Source organism: Acinetobacter sp. WC-323, from assembly GCF_000314615.1.
GTDB classification, from domain to species: domain Bacteria; phylum Pseudomonadota; class Gammaproteobacteria; order Pseudomonadales; family Moraxellaceae; genus Acinetobacter; species Acinetobacter courvalinii.
This window is the reverse complement of record NZ_AMZS01000032.1, coordinates 92,134-109,283: the sequence shown is the minus strand read 5'-3', so window position 1 is coordinate 109,283 and position 17,150 is coordinate 92,134. Positions and strand designations below refer to the sequence as shown.

Sequence of the window (17,150 nt, the reverse complement as noted above, 5' to 3'; positions counted from 1 at the left end):
ATACCCTCAAAAAATTTAGTCGTTTTGTTCATCATCCATGCCTGGATCTTTCTATGACTAAACCGACGCTTCCGTATGCATACGTCCAATAGATTTAATGTGTCGCTTCGACAGCCAAGAAACGAGAGCCATTTTGAGAATAAAACCGAGGGCCAATTGCAGGATTTCTCATCACAAGCGGGACTTTTTTTAAAGTATGTTTTTAAGGGCATTCTTGTTTTATTTTTTAGCAATAAAGCACTGAATTTTTTCCAAGATATGAGCTAGCAAGAGGATTTTACGGATAAGTGATGCAGGGAATGAGGCAATAAAAAAGCGAGGTATAACCGAAGTTATCCTCGCTTTTGAACATCTGCTTTGGGCTTAGAACGGTAAGTCGTCGTCTAGATCCGCAGGTGCTGCAGCAGGTTGCGGTGCTGCTTTTGGTGTATTAAAACCATTACCTGCTTGAGGGCTGCCCGCATAATTACCTTGGTTACCGCCGTTAAATCCACCATTCTGGTTGTTATTGTTATAACCCGTGTTCTGGTAGCCACCGCCTTGATTATTATTATTGTTGTTAAAGCGTGGTTGATTGAAATCGCCGCCGCTTTGCTCGCCTTGCTGACGCGTATCCAGCATTTGCATCTGGTCGCCACGGATTTCTGTGCTATAACGTTCCTGACCATTCTGGTCGGTCCATTGACGGGTACGTAATGAACCCTCGATATAGACTTTAGAACCTTTACGCAGATATTGCTGAGCAATTTCACCTAAACGGTTATGCAATACAATACGATGCCATTCCGTTTGCTCTTTACGTTCACCTGTACTCTTGTCCATCCACGACTCACTCGTTGCAATCGAGAACTGAGTAAGCGACCCGCCATTCGGGAAGGTTTTTGTTTCTGGATCTCGTCCTAAAGTACCTACTAAAATAACTTTATTCACACCACGCATTAGCTGTCTTCATCCTATATATTTATATGTTTCACTTTATAAGAGTTATGATCAAATGGCTACCTCTTTGCCAATCAAGTGCGTTAAATCTTGTCGTCCAGCATCATCAATGCACTGTTTATCGACTTTAATATAAGCAACTTGTTGCTCAGGCATCACCACGACTTCTTCAATACCACGAATTGCCAAAAGTTTTGAAGTCCATTCGTCTGTTTGTATCGCCTGAGGTAAAGGCAATACAATTGAGGACAGATATCTTGGCTGTGCCAACCCAAAACTAATCAGCAGCCATATTATAGCAATCCCGGTCAGCACACTCCACCCGAGCGCAGTATTCTGCATCATCAAAAGTTGCCCGCCCAAGGTACCGCCAAAGAAAGCGCCGAGGAACTGGCTGCTGGCATTGACCCCCATCGCAGTCGCTTTCGACTGGATCGGCGCAGCCTTGGACAACCAGGACGGCAATAAGGCTTCCATCACGTTAAATGCAATAAAGAACAGGCCTAAGCCGGCCAGTAACACGTATTTTGATTCATAGCCAAAAATCAGAATCAACAGGCCGCCAATAATCCCCGCAATCGCAGTGAGAAAAATGCCGCGCATCTTGCGATATTTTTCCGCAATGATAATGCTTGGAAACGCAAAGAACAGACTGATCACTAAGAGCGGCAAATAGACGAATCCGTGCTTCGCCAATGGAATTTGTGCGTATTCAATCAACTGTGAAGGCACATAGATAAACATGGCGGTCAGCAACAGATGCAACGCAAACACCGAGACGTGCAAGCGGTTCAATTCACCCATCTGGATGACTTGTTTGAGCTGATTCAGATAGCCCTGCTGGTAGTTTCGATGATGACGGGTGACTTTAGGCACCAACAGCAACATTAAAATGGCCGCCAGCCCCATAATCGTGGTCACAAAGAACAGCCCCGAAATACCGACCAGACTGGTCAGCCACGGCCCCAAACTAAACGCCACCACAAAAGACAGGCCAATACTCATGCCCATCGCAGCCATGGCTTTGGTGCGTTGTTCCTCTCGGGTCACATCCGCCAGTAATGCCATCACCACCGCTGAAACGGCACCGGCACCGGCAATGGCACGACCGATAATCACGCCATAAATGGTGTCCGACAAACCCGCAATTGCCCCACCGATTGCAAACAGCAACAGTCCAAGCACCACCAGCGGTTTACGGCTAAAACGGTCTGCCAGCAAACTAAATGGAATCTGTAAAATTGCCTGGGTTAAGCCATATACCCCGACCGCAAGACCAATCAGGGCTGGCGTGGCGTATTGATAGGATTGTCCTGCCACTGAAAAGACAGGAATAATCATGAACAAGCCCAACATGCGTAAGGCAAAAATGCTACTTAAGGCAAAGGTTGAACGGCGTTCTAAAGCATTCATTGTTGATAAGACACTATAACGGGCTCAGCGAATTATAAGCCATTCGCCTGCAAAGGTTGTAAGTTAGATCATGAAAATCACAATCTTTCTTCAGGGAAAAATAAAGGAGCGAATATCGCTCCTTTATTTAACATAGCTGTTCAAGCTGAAAACAAGCTTAAGAAGCCTGTTGTTCCCGCTTGCTGTACTGAATCGAAGCAATCACCGCCCAAACAATAAAGGCCACCCCGATCAGGCCAGTCACCACTTCAGGTACATGTAAGCCGGTACCGCTGGCAATCATGATAAAGGCCAAGGCACCAATCGCATAATGTGCGCCATGCTCCAGAAAGATATAAGCATCCAGAGTACCTTTCTCGACCAGATAAATAGTCATCGAACGGACAAAGATCGCACCGATCGCCAGACCGAGCATGATGACCACCACATCGCTGGTAATCGCAAAGGCACCAATCACACCATCAAAACTGAATGAGGCATCCAGCACTTCAAGGTAAAGGAAACCACCAAAACCGGCTTTGACCACACCCGCAGCAGCACCATTTGAATCATGGGTGACAGCATTCCCCTCATCATCAATTTCAGGTTCGCCACCCAATAAATGACTCAACACCTGAACACCGATGTACACCACAATCCCCCAGATTCCCGCCATGGTGACCGCCAGGCGCACCGATTCTTCCACGTTAGCTGCCATGATGATCATGGCGATCAGGGCAAGGAAAACCGACATCGCAGGTACGCTGGCCAAATGCGCCAGTTTGGCTTCTAACCATTTAAACCAATGGGTTTCTTTGCCATCGTCAAAGAAGAAATTCAAGAACACCATCAATAGGAAGGTACCACCAAAGGCTGAAATTTCAGCATGATGTGCCATTAAACGTTCGGAATAGGTTTTTGGGTCATTCAGGGCCAGTTTTGCCACTTCAATCATGCCCATATCTGCTGTCACGGCCACGATCACTACAGGGAAAATCAAACGCATACCGAATACGGCAATCAGAATCCCTACGGTTAAGAAAATCATCTTCCAGAAATGATCCCAACCACGTAGTACCGAGGCATTTACAACTGCATTATCAAACGATAAAGAGACTTCCATCACCGCCAGAATCGCAGTAATGGTCAGGGCTTTCAGCATGGTAGTTACACCTGCTTCAGGCCCGTGCGTATAGCCCCAGTAGGCCGATAGTGCAAGACACACCACCGTAAAGAAAATTGAGAAACGAAAATGCTTCATGAGCAGCCTTTTATTCAAATAGTCGGGTGATAAAAATGTGTCTATTGTAGGCGAGTTTGCGATGAAATAGACAAAAGATTGTTGCACTTATTTTGAAGAAAATTTTATCTCTGGCAGACTCTGTTATAGTGCTGACAGCATTATTTAGCATGTTTTTTAATAGGTTCAATCCATGACGTTTTCTCAAGATGTATGGCAACGCAATCAAGACTTATATCAAAAAATATTAGCCTTGCCTTTTAATCAGGAACTTGCAGCAGGGACATTAGATCGCAAGGTATTTTGTCATTATGTGATTCAAGATGCGCATTACTTACTGGCCTATGGTCGGGCATTGGCTGTGGCTGCGGCAAAAGCCTATGATGCCGATGATGTGATTCAGTTTTCAGAAGCCGCAAAAATCGCCATTATTGTAGAACGCAGTTTGCATCATGATTTTATGCAGGAATTTGATGTCAGCAAGGCCGAGTTTGAAAGCACACCTCTGACTCTGGCCTGCCATCATTACACGTCTTTCCTGACGGCAACGGCGTGGTCTGAAAGCTATCCTGTCATTCTGGCGGCACTACTGCCATGTTTCTGGATTTATGCCGAAGTGGGCAAAGACATTATCAGCCAGTCTGTTGACAATAATCCTTATCAGGCCTGGATCGATACCTATGCGGGCGAGGAATTTAATACGGCCGTACGGAATGTGATTGCGACCATAGATAAAGTCGCTGCTCGCTGTGATGCGGATACCCTAGCCAAAATGCATGCCGCCTATACCATGGGGGCAAAACTGGAGTGGTTATTCTGGGACAGTGCTTATCAGCAACGTCAGTGGTTAGGTCTGGATCAGATAAAACCATAACCAAGGAGGCATACGCCTCCTTCTTTTATGAGCAAAGCTAGTTTCTGCGCCATTTGCCCCAGTTCAGAAAAATGGCAGCCCCCAGCAAGGTCAGGAAAATCAGGAATTTGGCTTCAAATCGGGCAATACTGAATTGCTGACGATGACTTTGTTCCTGCAAGGATGGCTCAAGCTGTTGGGTATCCAGCGGATGGATGTCCAGCGCCAGTAATTGCGGTGTTTTTTCTGCCTCGCCAATCACCACATAGGCTGCTTTAATTTCGAGGTCCTGTGGGTTGGTTATCCCAAAACTGATTTTGGCAGGTGTGCTGGAGTTATATTCCGGAATCCAGTCCATAATCTGGCCATATACACGAACATTATCGGTTGTGCCCAAGACCGGGTCTTGTATCTTTTTCCCGGTTTGCTCCTCAATCTCATCCACCAGATCTTCAAATTCATGAAAGGAATAGTTCTGGCGGACCGGCAAATGATTTGCGACCAGATTCACCCGCTCTGTCGGATTGGCAGGATGCGCCTTATTAATCACGCCTTCACCCTTAACCACGAAATCGGCCTGGCTATTATTCGAGGCAGATTTGGGTACACCGACCAGATAAAAGGCAGTCCAGAGCTGTGCGCCCGGATTCAGGTTTTTCAGCTCAAACTCATAGGCCTCATCGTGATTTAAATTAAAGACCTGATCAAACCCAATGATTTTTGTTTCCTGTGCCATGAGACTTAAACTCAGACACATGCCCCACCCCAGTACCATCAGTTTTTTTAACATTATTATTGCTCATGTGTTCTATGTTATTCATTTTAATTTATTTATTTGATAGTCCAGAAGATAATTCCTGATTTTCTTCAGGCAGGATGACCAAAAATGACAGCTTGTAGCATTCTGTTATCCTTAGTTCCCAATCTGGCTCAAGGTCAACATGTGCTGATTGCCTGCAAGCAGCTCCTGCCCTGAAAAACAGACATAAAAAAGCCCCAATTAAGGGGCTTAGTCGTATATCGTATCGTCCGATATACTGTATGAGGCTCATCTCAAACTAGGCGCATTAAAACATAAATCCATCCAGTTGCCTACTGATATCTCTCGGCTAAAAAATATTCACTACAATTAAAGCAATCAATGCGGGGATGGCCTGAATGTAAATAATCTTCTTGCTGGCGGTTAACCCCCCATAGATGCCAGCGATCAGCACACAGCCCAAAAAGAAATTGGCGATCGCGAGGGCATAGCTTGCAGGCGCCAGTAATGACCAGAACAAACCGGCTGCAAGGAAGCCATTATATAGCCCCTGATTTTGTGCCATCACCTTGGTGAGCTGTGCTTTTTCTGGACTATTGCCGAAGGCTTTTAAGCCATAGGGTTTGTCCCACAAGAACATTTCCAGCACGAGAATATAGATGTGTAATAAGGCGATAAGTCCAATGAGCAGTTGTCCAAGCATCTGATTATCCTTTTTATAATAACAACATCGGGTTGAACCAGCCGCTCGGCTGGTCATTGCTTTTTAATTTATGGCTTCAACAACACTTTACCTTGACGGGCACCTTGGGTTGCCTTGAGTGCAGCAGTTTTGATTTCGTCAAAGCCAAATACGCCTTCAACAGGCAGAATCAGTTTCTTTTGCGCCGCCAGGGTCAGGAGTTCGACAAATAATGCCTTTTTGCGTTCTGCTGGCATTTCTTTGCTCACCACACTGGCCCAGAAACCTTTTACCGTCGCCTGTTTAAAGATCAGGTCTCCTGAAGAGATCTGCATGGTTTCCCCAGTCATGCTACCAAAGGAAACCAACAGGCTATTTTCACTCAGCAAATTCAACATTTCACCACTGGCACTGCCACCAATTGAATCCACTCCCGTAATTAAAGGCTGATCTGCATGGAGGGCTTTGACTTGCGCTTTCCAATCGTCCTGATCCGTTGCCACCACATGCTGGATGCCGAGGGCCTGCATTTCGGCAATTGCATCGCTACGGCGCACCAGATTAATGACTTGCAGACCACGCGCCTGAGCGATCATGGCAACCGTTTTTCCCACCGCACCGTTGGCGGTATTCTGGATCAGCCATTGACCGGGCTGAATATTGACAAAATCCAGCAGCATCAAGGCACTGATCGGCATACCAATCAATTGAGCCGCTGTTTCATTATCAATGGCATCATTTAAGGGAATGATAGCCTGTGCAGGTGCAATAAAATATTCTGCCCAGCTGCCATGCACACCAGCAACTGCCACGCGTTGTCCTAATTTACTTTGATCAACGCCTTCACCTACCGCATCGACCATACCGACCGCTTCACTACCGCCAATGGCAGGAAGGGTTGGCTTATAGCCATAGCTGCCACGGACAGTCCAGATATCGTGATTATGCATGGGAGACAGGATGGTTTTAATACGAACTTCACCGGCTTTCGGTTCAGGCTGTGGCATTTCTGCCAGCTGTAACACCTCGGCAGGTTCACCAAAACTGTGATGGATAATACTTTGCATCTTTTTATTCCTTAATCGGTTGTAACAGCTGTTGTGTGGTTTCCAGGGCCAGATGTAGCGGTGCTTTGTCTTGGGCTAGTTTGGTCATCAGGGCTGCACCCAGCCATAACTGATACATCACCTGAGCCGTTTTAAATGGATCAAGGTGCATTGGAATGGAGCCTTGTTGTTGCCCTTCTTGTAGTAGCAAGGCCACACGTTGTGTCAGCCGATGCACACCAAGATTGAGAATTTCACGCATGTCCTCGGATAAATCGGCCACCTCTGCACCTAATTTCACAATCAGGCAATTCTCGGCCCAGCTGCCATACACAGGATCATCAATCCAGGCCTGCCATAACGCCATTAGACGCGCATAGGCATCTGCTTCTGTCTGTTGCCAAAGCTGCTCGACCCGAATTTTATAGTCCGCCATGTACTGTTCCAGTAAGGCGCAGCCGAAGGCTTCTTTAGAAGCAAAATAATGGTAGAACGACCCTTTCGGAACAGCACAGGTCTTGAGAATTTCTTGCAAGCCCACCCCGACAAAACCTTTACGCAACACCAGTTCAAAACTGGTATCGAGAATATGTTGTCGCGTGGCTTCACTTTTAATTGATCGTTTCATCAGCACACTATAAATCAATATTAGACCAGTCGTCTAGTAATTTGTATATTTTTATTCCTTCCGTGTTGATAAGTCGTAATTTGGCCTAGGGAAAGCTCAAAATACGAGGCATATTAGCAACAATAAATGTGAACCAGTTCATTAACCGTCACAATTTGTCGTTTTAATTATTTTTATATCACTTGAACAATTTTAAATCGTTATCATATACATGTTTTCATGTTCAGCTTATTGAGATGTATTTATGAGTCAAAGTCATATCCGTATTCGAGGCGCACGTACCCATAATTTAAAAAACGTGTCGCTCGATATTCCACGAGACAAGTTTGTGGTGATTACGGGACTTTCTGGCTCAGGAAAATCATCCTTGGCCTTTGATACCTTATATGCCGAAGGCCAGCGCCGTTATGTCGAATCACTATCGGCCTATGCACGCCAGTTCCTGTCACAAATGGAGAAGCCGGAAGTCGATTCGATTGAAGGTTTATCCCCTGCGATTGCCATTGAGCAGAAGTCGACTAGTCATAACCCGCGTTCGACCGTGGGAACCATTACCGAAATTTACGACTATTTACGTTTGCTCTACGCGCGTGTCGGTACACCTTACTGCCCTGAACATGACCTGCCGATGGTGGCCCAAACCATTTCGGAAATGGTCGATGTAGTCAAGAGTCTGGAAGAAGGCACCGCCTTGATGCTGCTTGCGCCTGTAGTGCGGGAGCGTAAAGGTGAGTATACCCAACTGTTTGAACAGTTACAGGGACAAGGTTTTGTTCGTGCCCGTGTTGATGGGGAAATTATTGATATCGATACCCCACCCGAGCTGGACAAAAAGAAAAAGCACACCATTGAAGTGGTGGTGGACCGCTTTAAAGTACGTGATGATCTGGGTAACCGGATTGCAGAATCGTTTGAAACTGCACTACGTCTAGGCGGCGATATTGCGGTGTTATCCTGGATGAATGGTGAACATCCGGAACGTGTGTTCTCAGCCAAGCACTCTTGTCCTGAGTGTGATCGTGCCGTCGCTGAACTGGAACCACGCCTGTTCTCATTTAACAATCCCTTCGGTGCCTGCCCTGTCTGCGACGGTCTCGGGACCCGTAGTCATTTCAGTGCAGATAAACTGATTCCGAATGCGGAGGTTTCGATCAGCCAGGGTGCGATTCGTGGCTGGGATAGACAGCGTCCGTATTACTACACCATGCTGCAAAAAGTCGCGGATCATTTTGGTATCGATCTGGATGAGCCTTGGAACAAACTCGATAAAGATACGCAAAAGAAATTCCTGCAAGGTACAGGCAAAGAGAAAATCGACCTCAGTTATATTGATGAACGTGGTCGTAAGCACACCCGTGTACAAGCCTTTGAAGGCATCTTGCCGCATCTGGAACGTCGCTACCGCGAGACTGAATCGAATTATGTCCGTGATGATCTGGCGCAATACTTGTCGAATGCCGCGTGTGATGCTTGTGGCGGTTCACGTTTGAATGAAATTTCCCGCCATGTTCGGGTCAAGGACAAGACCATTGCCCAGATCACCAAAATGTCGATTGGTGATGCGGAAAATTATTATCAGGACCTCAATCTTGAAGGTGCCAAAGGTGAAATCGCCGATAAAATCTTTAAAGAGATTCGTGAGCGTTTACACTTCCTAGTCAGCGTTGGCCTGAATTATTTGAGTTTGGCTCGTTCAGCCGAAACCCTTTCAGGCGGGGAAGCCCAACGTATCCGTCTGGCGTCACAGATCGGTGCCGGTCTGATGGGCGTGATGTATGTGCTGGATGAACCGTCAATTGGTCTGCATCAACGTGATAATGATCGCTTACTACAAACCCTGATTCGCCTTCGTGATTTGGGAAATACCGTTCTGGTGGTTGAGCATGATGAAGATGCCATCCGTGCCGCTGACCATATTATTGATATTGGTCCAGGCGCAGGGATCCATGGCGGTGCCGTAATTGCCGAAGGGACTTATCAAGAACTGGCAGATCATGCCGACTCACTGACAGGTCAATATCTATCAGGTAAGTTAAAAATCGAAGTGCCGAAACAACGCACCCAGTCTCCTCGTCCAGATGAAGTGATTAAGCTGTCTGGTGCCAGCGGACATAACTTGCAGAATGTTGATCTGACCATTCCATTAGGCATTATGACCTGTGTCACCGGGGTGTCTGGTTCGGGTAAATCAACCTTGATTAACCGGACTTTATTGCCGTTGGCAGCAACGCAACTGAATGGTGCAACCACGCTAACTGCAGAGAAGTTTGACTCGATTGATGGCTTACAGCATCTGGATAAGGTGGTGGATATCGACCAGAGTCCAATTGGGCGTACCCCTCGTTCCAACCCTGCCACCTATACCGGTTTATTCACACCGATTCGTGAATTGTTTGCGCAAACACCGGAAGCCAAAGCGCGTGGTTATAGCGCAGGCCGTTTCTCCTTTAACGTCAAAGGCGGTCGCTGTGAAGCCTGTGAAGGCGACGGTATGATCAAGGTGGCGATGCACTTCCTGCCAGATATGTATGTGCCTTGTGATGCTTGTCATGGCAAGCGTTATAACCGTGAGACTTTAGAAGTTGGTTATAAAGGCAAGAACATTTCTGATGTCTTGGAAATGACTGTGGAAGATGCAGCGGAATTCTTTAGTGCTATTCCGGTGATTCATCGTCGTTTAGATACTTTAACGCAAGTGGGCTTGGGCTATATCCGTTTGGGTCAGGCTGCAACTACCCTTTCTGGCGGTGAAGCGCAACGGGTGAAACTGGCACGCGAGTTGGCAAAACGCGATACAGGTCGAACCTTATATATTCTGGATGAACCGACTACAGGTCTGCATTTCCATGATATTGCCAAGTTACTCGACATTTTGTACGAGCTCCGCAATAAGGGGAATACCATTGTGGTGATCGAGCATAATCTGGATGTAATCAAGACCGCTGACTGGGTGATTGACTTAGGCCCTGAAGGGGGTTCTGGTGGTGGTCAAATCATTGCCGAAGGTACACCTGAACAGGTCGCCGAGGTTGAGATTTCACATACAGGGCGTTTCTTGAAACCGATGTTGAAATGATAAAAAAGGGCTCATATGAGCCTTTTTTTAATCGTTTAATCTTGTAATTATATAGTCTACATTCAATTTGATTAATTCCGATTCCGTTGCCTTTTCTTGTAATATTTCTAAAATTTCTTGTCTTATTTTTGGATTCAAATCAGGCTTAATTGGTTGTGTAATTATTTTTTTAATAAAATCCAACCTATTAATTTCTTTAAAGTCGATATCTTCATTAAAAACTTCAAAGAGCAATTTATGCCAATCTTCTTTATCAGCTTGTTCTAAAACAAGAGCACTGGTTTCACTATTATAAGTATCATGGATAACATATTGCTTCACGACTTCGATAAGATTAGGCAAACCTGCTAATGGATTGTGTTTAACTAAAATTCTTATGTAACGATGAAATATATTGCTTTCTTTATAACCAAAACCAAATACTTCTTCAGAAAATGATTTTCCTTTGGCCTGTACCCTTGCTTCTATCCAATGTTTTATATTAATTTTTAAATCCTTTGATAGATCAGCTCTACCAAACTTAATCAATAAAACTCTGCTAAAATCTAAATTTTCTAAGCTCTCAAAACCAATCTTTTTAATAGCGCAAGAATGTAGCCGTTCACAAAAATTCTTTTCTATCTCAATATTTCTCCACTGAATCATTAGCTGCCTTATTTCCTTAGTAAGTTGATTCTGTTCCTCTGATATCAACTCAGACGTAGCTAGTTCTGTAAGCGTTTGGAAATCCACTCTGTCTTTTTGTTCAAACCATTTTTTAAATTCATAAAACCATAAATCATCTTGAATAAAGTCATAGCTAATTTTTTTCAGCGCCTCATACTTCTTTTGTTTTATTTCACTCCAATGTTCACGATCCCTATCAGAATAATATTGGCAATCATTCCAGTCGTACTCAAAATTTGCAAAGTCATGAATCAAGTAACCCTGAATAATTCTTATCAAAATAATTTCTTTAGTAGACTGAGCAATATCTAAAGGTAACTCATCTCTAAATTGCTGATATAGCTTAATTACCTTTTGAAAAAATCTAAAATTGTGAACATCCAAAGTCTCAGCAAACTCAATCATTAGTTCAATAAGTGGTTCATCAATTCCCACTTCTACAGATTTTGCACGGATCAAAGGTGTCACAGAATTAATAATAAGTGTTTCATCCACCAGTTTTTCTTTATATTCAACATACTTTTGTTTATTGCCATCCTCGGCCTTATCTTCATCCAAAATCAAAATAATTTGGCAATTTCTTTCTAATTTAAGTTGATTTGCCAAACCCATAACATCTTTTATATCTAGCTTCTTTGACATTCTTTCAAAGTCATCGAAACAAATAATCGCATCTTTAATTTGTGCGAACATTAAGCCGTCAAAGAGTTTTACAGGTGCATTTATTCCAAATTGAGAAATTTTTGTATCTTTAAAAATTGATGGTAATCCTTTAATCCATTTAGGGATTTCTACTGTGGAATGATAACTTTCTACACTGCTATAAATCTGAGTCTTAAGATCACTTAAGGATTCAAGTCCAAATAATGAAACATAAGCGTATTTACGATTGAATAAATTATCTTTTTTATAAATACGTTCCTCAGATAGTTGTTTCTCTAAAAAATTTTTCCAGAAGAATGTCTTCCCAACTCCCCAAGGCCCTGTAATAGCAATCGCTGTCCCAACTTTCTCATTTCGAATATTATGTTCTAATAATTGTTTTAGCCTTTGTTCTTTCTCTAAGATATCCATCTTTCTTTTGTTCACATTTAACTATAAAACTTTATAATAATTAAATAATTGTGTGAATCAAGTCTCCACCACATTCTTCCCTTTTGCTTTAGCTTTTAACAACGACTGATCTGCTTTTTCTAACAGGGCTAACCAGCTATTTGCACCAATCGCAACACCAATACTCACCGAAACCTGAATCTCGTCGGCCATACCCGAAAGCAGAATACCTTGCCCTGCAACCCCTTCACGAATATTTTCCGCAATCGCTTTAGCAGCATCCATCTGAATATTTTCCAGCACAATAAGAAACTCATCACCGCCATAACGCACGATCAGGTCAGAGGTCCGCACATGGCGCTTAAGCTGATCCGCAATCATGCTGATTACCTGATCACCGACAATATGCCCGTACTGATCATTCACAAACTTAAAGTTATCAATATCAATGGCGATCACACAGGTATGCGACAAACCCTCAGCTTTGGCCTCGAGTGTAGCAATATACTCCTCTAAGGCCAAACGGTTCGCCACACCTGTCAGTACATCAGAGTTCGCAATCTGCTTGAGTTGCAACTCCATGCTGTCGCGCTGTTTCAGCATCCCTCTGAGTTTATCGATGGCTTCAAATAATGAAAAAAACTCTTCCTTGTTTTTGCGCATTTGAGTCAGTTCATCCGAGCTACCGGAAAGACGCAGAATCATATTGCGTGCATTGATCAAAGGACCAAACACCCTGCGCTTGGCATAAATCATAGTAAAGATGGCAATCAGTAACGATAAACTGGAAATACACAGCGTAAAGATAAATTGCAGTTTTGCACGCCGGTTTTGTTCGTCTGCAACCGCAATACTGTCGTCCAGAATATAGTTTTGCAAATCCATGACCGTGGTAAATTTACCCACCATCTGATCAGTCAATTCATTCGCGGTAATAAAGTAGGCCTGATGATTTTTACTTTCATCCAGTAACTGCGAAATAATAGGCAGACCTTTATCCAGAAACTCTGTTTTTACCCGTAAATATAAACGGACATATTCAGTTGATTTGGACTGTTCAGGCTGAATAGTATCCACCAGCCCCCATAGATAAATGGCTTGATGCTGGGTCTGTAAGGAGCGCGCCCGATTCTCGTCGGAAATTTTCTCGTCAAAGGTCACAGGCGCCATAATATTGGAAGCGACTCGCCCAGCCTGATCCCGCATATCAGTTAAAATCAGGATCGAAGTAAAGTAGTTCGACATTTTACTGTTTTTACTTTCAGACAAGACCATTAACCATTTGAGCAACTCGCGGCTTTCATCCCAGACATCAAACATGGACAGGATGGCACGATCAAACTGGATCGAGGTCCGCTGAGGCGTTGGAGTATTTGCATAAGCATCGACCGTGCTACGCGCCTGCGCCAGTTTGGTCTTGAGATCGGTATCCAAATCTTCGGCAATCATGCCAAAACCATTTCGTTTTAAAGTCTCAATGGTTTGTTCTATCTGCAGATCGACGACCTTGCGATATTCTTGCAATTCCTGACGGTTTTTGGCCAGATCCTGCGGCTGACTGGACATGACTTTATTGGACGGAGCACGTTCCCGTGAAATTTTATTGGCAGTTTTCACCAGGCTACGCAGGCTAATGATCTCGATTAAGGTTTTATTAGTTCTTATATATTCTTGATAACTATTAATAATAAGCGGAATAGACAAATAAGAGATAGAAAAAATAATAACAAGCATGCAGAGAAACAGGCGCCGACTAATTTGCTCAGAACGTAATTTCGAGCTTTTCAAGTGTTGCCCCATTAACACACCTTACACTTTTTCAAAAAATGATCTCGATTGCATTTTCAACAGTGCATAATTTTACCTGAATTTTAAATCACACGACCATGATCAAGCAGAGTTTTTTATATATATTCAATTCTCTTCATTCAATATTCCTGATTTTCAAGTCGATAATGATTAAAAATATTATCGATTGAGAATAATTTTTATTAATATTTAGGTCTTTAAATAAGGTTTATGTGGTAAAAGAAATAAATTTTTAATTCATAAAATTCAAAAAGATAGAATAATAATTTAAATTTATTTTATTTAAGCCCTGATTTATATTTATTTTTAAATAAACAACTCACCCTATTCTCAATCGAAAAACCCTATCTTAAAAATAAAAATTATCAATTTCACAAATTACTTTCTAAAGAACATAATTTAATCAAGCAGAGAAATTCTTTTATTAGCCAGAAACCCTCAAGGATGTTTTTCTCCCCAATGTAAAACATCCTTTTTCGAACCCAGCTTGATTTTAAAAGCTGGGTCTTTTTTTAAATATTATTGGGGCAATAGACCCAGTTGTTGTAAGGCCTGATACACAATAGCTTTACGTGCTTCTGCATGTGCTGCCTTTTTCATTTCCATATTCAGTGAAAAAGCAGTGACTTGACCATTGGGTTGTTCTACCCAACCTGTCCACCATCCCACCTGAGGATTTACATCCATGCCCCATCCACTTTTGGCATAGATTTTGGTGCCCTGAATATCTTCAATCAGCAACATATCTTTAACTTGTTGCTGGGTTGATGGGTCAAATGCAAGTTGTTTTTTCGCCAAGGCATAGGCAAATTTTACTTCCTCCACAGGGGTAATTTCTAAAGGTCCCACTAACCAGAAATTATCCACTTGCGTTCCAATCGACTGATTGCCATACCCGACCCGTTTTACTTCACTAGCCATTAATTCCAGACCGATACGGCGCGCCAGTTCCTGATACACAGGTACAGCCGAAGCCTGCATGGCTTCTGCCAGGGTTAAGTCTTTTTCCCAGCTGGTAAATGCCCGCTTTTGTCCATTCCATTTAAATACTTCATTCGGTGAAGTCTTATGATGCTGGATACCAATCAAGGCATTCAGCATTTTAAAGGTGGAAGCCGGAATATAACGCTGATCGGCCCGGTTAAGCGCATTGCCATATGTTTGAATAGTTTTGCCATCATAAGTGACCAGTACACCAGAGGTCTGGATATTTTCAAATGCAGTTGCGATCTGATCTTCAGTCTGTTTCTGCGTGACTAAAGTTTGAACGTGTGGCTGAATATTTTGGCAGCCCAACAATATTATTGAGGGCATCACAACTACAGATAGAGCGAGTAATTTTAATTTTTTCGGCATGACTATAAAATTGAACAACACAGAAAGAACCTATGACTATAAGCTTTTTCATGTATCTATACTGTAGCGTTATTTACTAGACAAAATGGGCCATTGCGGACAAAAAAAAGCTCAGCCTTGGGGAAAGCCGAGCTAGTAAAACATTGATGTTTAGAACATCAGAATACTCAAGAAAATGTTATGAGATATTAAAATGCAAATTAGATACCTCTTGTTAATTATTATGTGAATTGCTTCTCGAAAAGTAAAGTTGATTAAATAGATCGGAATTAAATTTCCAATCGTTTTTGCTAATTGATTATTAAAAACCAGATTTATGAGTTATTTTCGGTTATATTAACCCAACTTGAAAAAACGCAATTTTTTGCCTACCGCTTCGCATAATATCGAAATAAGGCTATTTCAGCTCACGCTTTTGATTACCTTTTTATGACAAAATAAAGCCACAACTTAACGGAAAAAACGATTATAATAATCGAACAAACCAATTAAACTATTTATTTACGACATACTGAATATATTCTATAAAAACACAAAATATAAGCTTATCTCATTGTTAGTTATATACTTTATAAATGGTTGACAACAATTCAATTAAATGTTCAATTTTTAAACGATACCGAGTCACATTTTGAACGTTTATCGGAAGGGCAAATTTATTACATTGACTTCATAAATTGTTACAATACAATGGCTGCAAATTTACTCTTTCTTGTTTTAAAGCTGGAAATCATTATGAAAAAACTCGGTTTAGCCACTGCTCTAGTTTTAGCCATGACCGGTGCTCATGCATACCAAGTCGAAGTTCAAGGTCAATCTGAATATGTAGATACAACTGCAAATGATAAAGACTTTACTGGTGCTGCTAAAGGTACTTACTACTTTAAAAATGTAGATGCGTCTAAAGGTCCTTTAGCTGAAGCGGCTTTCTTAAACCAAGCTTCGAATGTTTCTGCTGCATATAACTTTGCAAAAGTAAGTGGCGATGAAATCGAAACTGTTAAGAACAACTCTTTCGGTGCGAAAGGTGAAGTTTACCTTCCGACTCCTTATGTACCTGCTTACGCAAGCGCTGCATATAGCCACTCTCAAACTAAGTTTGAAGACGAAAAAGACAATGGCGACCGCTATTCTGTAGAACTTGGTGCTATGGTTTTACCTAACTTCTTGGTTGCTGTAGGTTATACTCGCGTTGCTGACCAAATTGCTTTAGATGCAAACAAAGCTCTTGAAAATGGCGTATTCAGCGCTGTTGCTGATGCAGCAACAATTGGTGATAAACAAGACGTTGTAACTGCACGTACTAAATACGTTGGTAACATCGACGGTACAAACATGGCTGTAGGTTTTGAAACTGGTCTTGTATACGGCGATAACCAAGCTTACGGTTTAAAAACTGATCTTTATTTAACACCTAAGTTAAGCGTTGGTGCTTCATATGCAGAAGCAAACTTTAGCAAAAACCCAACAAATGAAGACTTCCGTCAAATCAAGTCTGCTTGGGGTACAAACGTAAATTACTTCATCACTCCAGCAATTGCTGTTGGTGCTAGCTACGTAAATGCTAATGCTAAACATGCTGATGCTGATTTAGGTGATACGCAAACTGTTGGCGTAAACGCGAAGTTCCGTTTCTAATATTGGATTTTG

The 17,150-nt window shown here is 42.7% G+C and carries 13 protein-coding genes; 3 read left to right on the top strand and 10 right to left on the bottom strand.

Features of this window, described 5'->3' with window-relative positions; genetic code table 11:
* Positions 1–363: 363 nt before the first annotated feature.
* The 3 genes from ssb to ACINWC323_RS13505 form a co-directional block, all read right to left on the bottom strand.
* The gene (ssb, locus tag ACINWC323_RS13495; protein WP_009510314.1) at positions 364–939 is read right to left on the bottom strand and encodes a single-stranded DNA-binding protein; all 576 of its coding nucleotides are present in this window, start codon (positions 937–939) and stop codon (positions 364–366) included.
* A 51-nt stretch (positions 940–990) separates the two neighbouring features.
* A complete protein-coding gene (locus tag ACINWC323_RS13500) occupies positions 991–2,352 on the bottom strand; it encodes an MFS transporter (protein ID WP_009510287.1) in 1,362 nt (453 codons plus the stop codon).
* 157 nt (positions 2,353–2,509) lie between these two features.
* Positions 2,510–3,592 (bottom strand): DUF475 domain-containing protein, encoded by a 1,083-nt coding sequence (locus tag ACINWC323_RS13505; RefSeq protein ID WP_005227830.1) that lies wholly within the window; start codon positions 3,590–3,592, stop codon positions 2,510–2,512.
* Between the two features lie 172 nt (positions 3,593–3,764).
* Between ACINWC323_RS13505 and tenA the strand changes: the two genes are divergently transcribed.
* Positions 3,765–4,445 (top strand): thiaminase II, encoded by a 681-nt coding sequence (gene tenA / locus ACINWC323_RS13510; protein ID WP_009510209.1) that lies wholly within the window; start codon positions 3,765–3,767, stop codon positions 4,443–4,445.
* A gap of 37 nt (positions 4,446–4,482) precedes the next feature.
* Here the strand turns inward: tenA and ACINWC323_RS13515 are convergent, their stop codons facing one another.
* The 4 genes from ACINWC323_RS13515 to ACINWC323_RS13530 all read right to left on the bottom strand — a co-directional run bounded on the left by ACINWC323_RS13515 (position 4,483) and on the right by ACINWC323_RS13530 (position 7,540).
* On the bottom strand, positions 4,483–5,214 hold the full coding sequence (locus tag ACINWC323_RS13515) for a hypothetical protein (RefSeq protein WP_009510308.1): 732 nt from the start codon (positions 5,212–5,214) through the stop codon (positions 4,483–4,485).
* Positions 5,215–5,533: 319 nt separating this feature from the next.
* Positions 5,534–5,887, bottom strand: a complete 354-nt coding sequence (locus ACINWC323_RS13520; protein WP_009510148.1) for a DUF1304 domain-containing protein — start codon at positions 5,885–5,887, stop codon at positions 5,534–5,536.
* Between the two features lie 68 nt (positions 5,888–5,955).
* Positions 5,956–6,933 carry a zinc-binding dehydrogenase gene (locus tag ACINWC323_RS13525; protein WP_009510105.1) on the bottom strand — a complete coding sequence of 326 codons (978 nt, stop codon included), beginning with the start codon at positions 6,931–6,933 and terminating at the stop codon, positions 5,956–5,958.
* Between the two features lie 4 nt (positions 6,934–6,937).
* Positions 6,938–7,540: a TetR/AcrR family transcriptional regulator gene (locus ACINWC323_RS13530; protein WP_009510189.1), complete on the bottom strand. Its 603-nt coding sequence runs from the start codon at positions 7,538–7,540 to the stop codon at positions 6,938–6,940.
* A 244-nt stretch (positions 7,541–7,784) separates the two neighbouring features.
* Here ACINWC323_RS13530 and uvrA point away from each other — a divergent pair, with 244 nt between their 5' ends.
* A complete protein-coding gene (uvrA, locus tag ACINWC323_RS13535) occupies positions 7,785–10,616 on the top strand; it encodes an excinuclease ABC subunit UvrA (RefSeq protein WP_005282485.1) in 2,832 nt (943 codons plus the stop codon).
* Between the two features lie 27 nt (positions 10,617–10,643).
* Here the strand turns inward: uvrA and ACINWC323_RS13540 are convergent, their stop codons facing one another.
* From ACINWC323_RS13540 to blaOXA, 3 genes are all read right to left on the bottom strand, one after another.
* Positions 10,644–12,356: a P-loop NTPase fold protein gene (locus ACINWC323_RS13540; protein ID WP_009510303.1), complete on the bottom strand. Its 1,713-nt coding sequence runs from the start codon at positions 12,354–12,356 to the stop codon at positions 10,644–10,646.
* Between the two features lie 57 nt (positions 12,357–12,413).
* On the bottom strand, positions 12,414–14,135 hold the full coding sequence (locus tag ACINWC323_RS13545) for a GGDEF domain-containing protein (protein WP_009510217.1): 1,722 nt from the start codon (positions 14,133–14,135) through the stop codon (positions 12,414–12,416).
* A gap of 528 nt (positions 14,136–14,663) precedes the next feature.
* A complete protein-coding gene (gene blaOXA / locus ACINWC323_RS13550; protein ID WP_009510276.1) occupies positions 14,664–15,500 on the bottom strand; it encodes an OXA-294 family class D beta-lactamase in 837 nt (278 codons plus the stop codon).
* 690 nt (positions 15,501–16,190) lie between these two features.
* Here blaOXA and omp33-36 point away from each other — a divergent pair.
* Positions 16,191–17,138, top strand: a complete 948-nt coding sequence (omp33-36, locus tag ACINWC323_RS13555) for a porin Omp33-36 (RefSeq protein WP_009510167.1) — start codon at positions 16,191–16,193, stop codon at positions 17,136–17,138.
* Positions 17,139–17,150 lie beyond the last annotated feature (12 nt).

Excerpts from the sequence above, each read along its gene's own strand:
- ACINWC323_RS13545 (WP_009510217.1), bottom strand. The coding sequence starts at position 14,135 with ATGGGGCAACACTTGAAAAGCTCGAAATTACGTTCTGAGCAAATTAGT.
- ACINWC323_RS13515 (WP_009510308.1), bottom strand. The coding sequence starts at position 5,214 with ATGTTAAAAAAACTGATGGTACTGGGGTGGGGCATGTGTCTGAGTTTA.
- ACINWC323_RS13500 (WP_009510287.1), bottom strand. The coding sequence starts at position 2,352 with ATGAATGCTTTAGAACGCCGTTCAACCTTTGCCTTAAGTAGCATTTTT.
- ACINWC323_RS13525 (WP_009510105.1), bottom strand. The coding sequence starts at position 6,933 with ATGCAAAGTATTATCCATCACAGTTTTGGTGAACCTGCCGAGGTGTTA.
- ACINWC323_RS13540 (WP_009510303.1), bottom strand. The coding sequence starts at position 12,356 with ATGGATATCTTAGAGAAAGAACAAAGGCTAAAACAATTATTAGAACAT.
- ACINWC323_RS13520 (WP_009510148.1), bottom strand. The coding sequence starts at position 5,887 with ATGCTTGGACAACTGCTCATTGGACTTATCGCCTTATTACACATCTAT.
- uvrA (WP_005282485.1), top strand. The coding sequence starts at position 7,785 with ATGAGTCAAAGTCATATCCGTATTCGAGGCGCACGTACCCATAATTTA.
- ACINWC323_RS13530 (WP_009510189.1), bottom strand. The coding sequence starts at position 7,540 with ATGAAACGATCAATTAAAAGTGAAGCCACGCGACAACATATTCTCGAT.
- ssb (WP_009510314.1), bottom strand. The coding sequence starts at position 939 with ATGCGTGGTGTGAATAAAGTTATTTTAGTAGGTACTTTAGGACGAGAT.
- blaOXA (WP_009510276.1), bottom strand. The coding sequence starts at position 15,500 with ATGCCGAAAAAATTAAAATTACTCGCTCTATCTGTAGTTGTGATGCCC.
- omp33-36 (WP_009510167.1), top strand. The coding sequence starts at position 16,191 with ATGGCTGCAAATTTACTCTTTCTTGTTTTAAAGCTGGAAATCATTATG.
- tenA (WP_009510209.1), top strand. The coding sequence starts at position 3,765 with ATGACGTTTTCTCAAGATGTATGGCAACGCAATCAAGACTTATATCAA.
- ACINWC323_RS13505 (WP_005227830.1), bottom strand. The coding sequence starts at position 3,592 with ATGAAGCATTTTCGTTTCTCAATTTTCTTTACGGTGGTGTGTCTTGCA.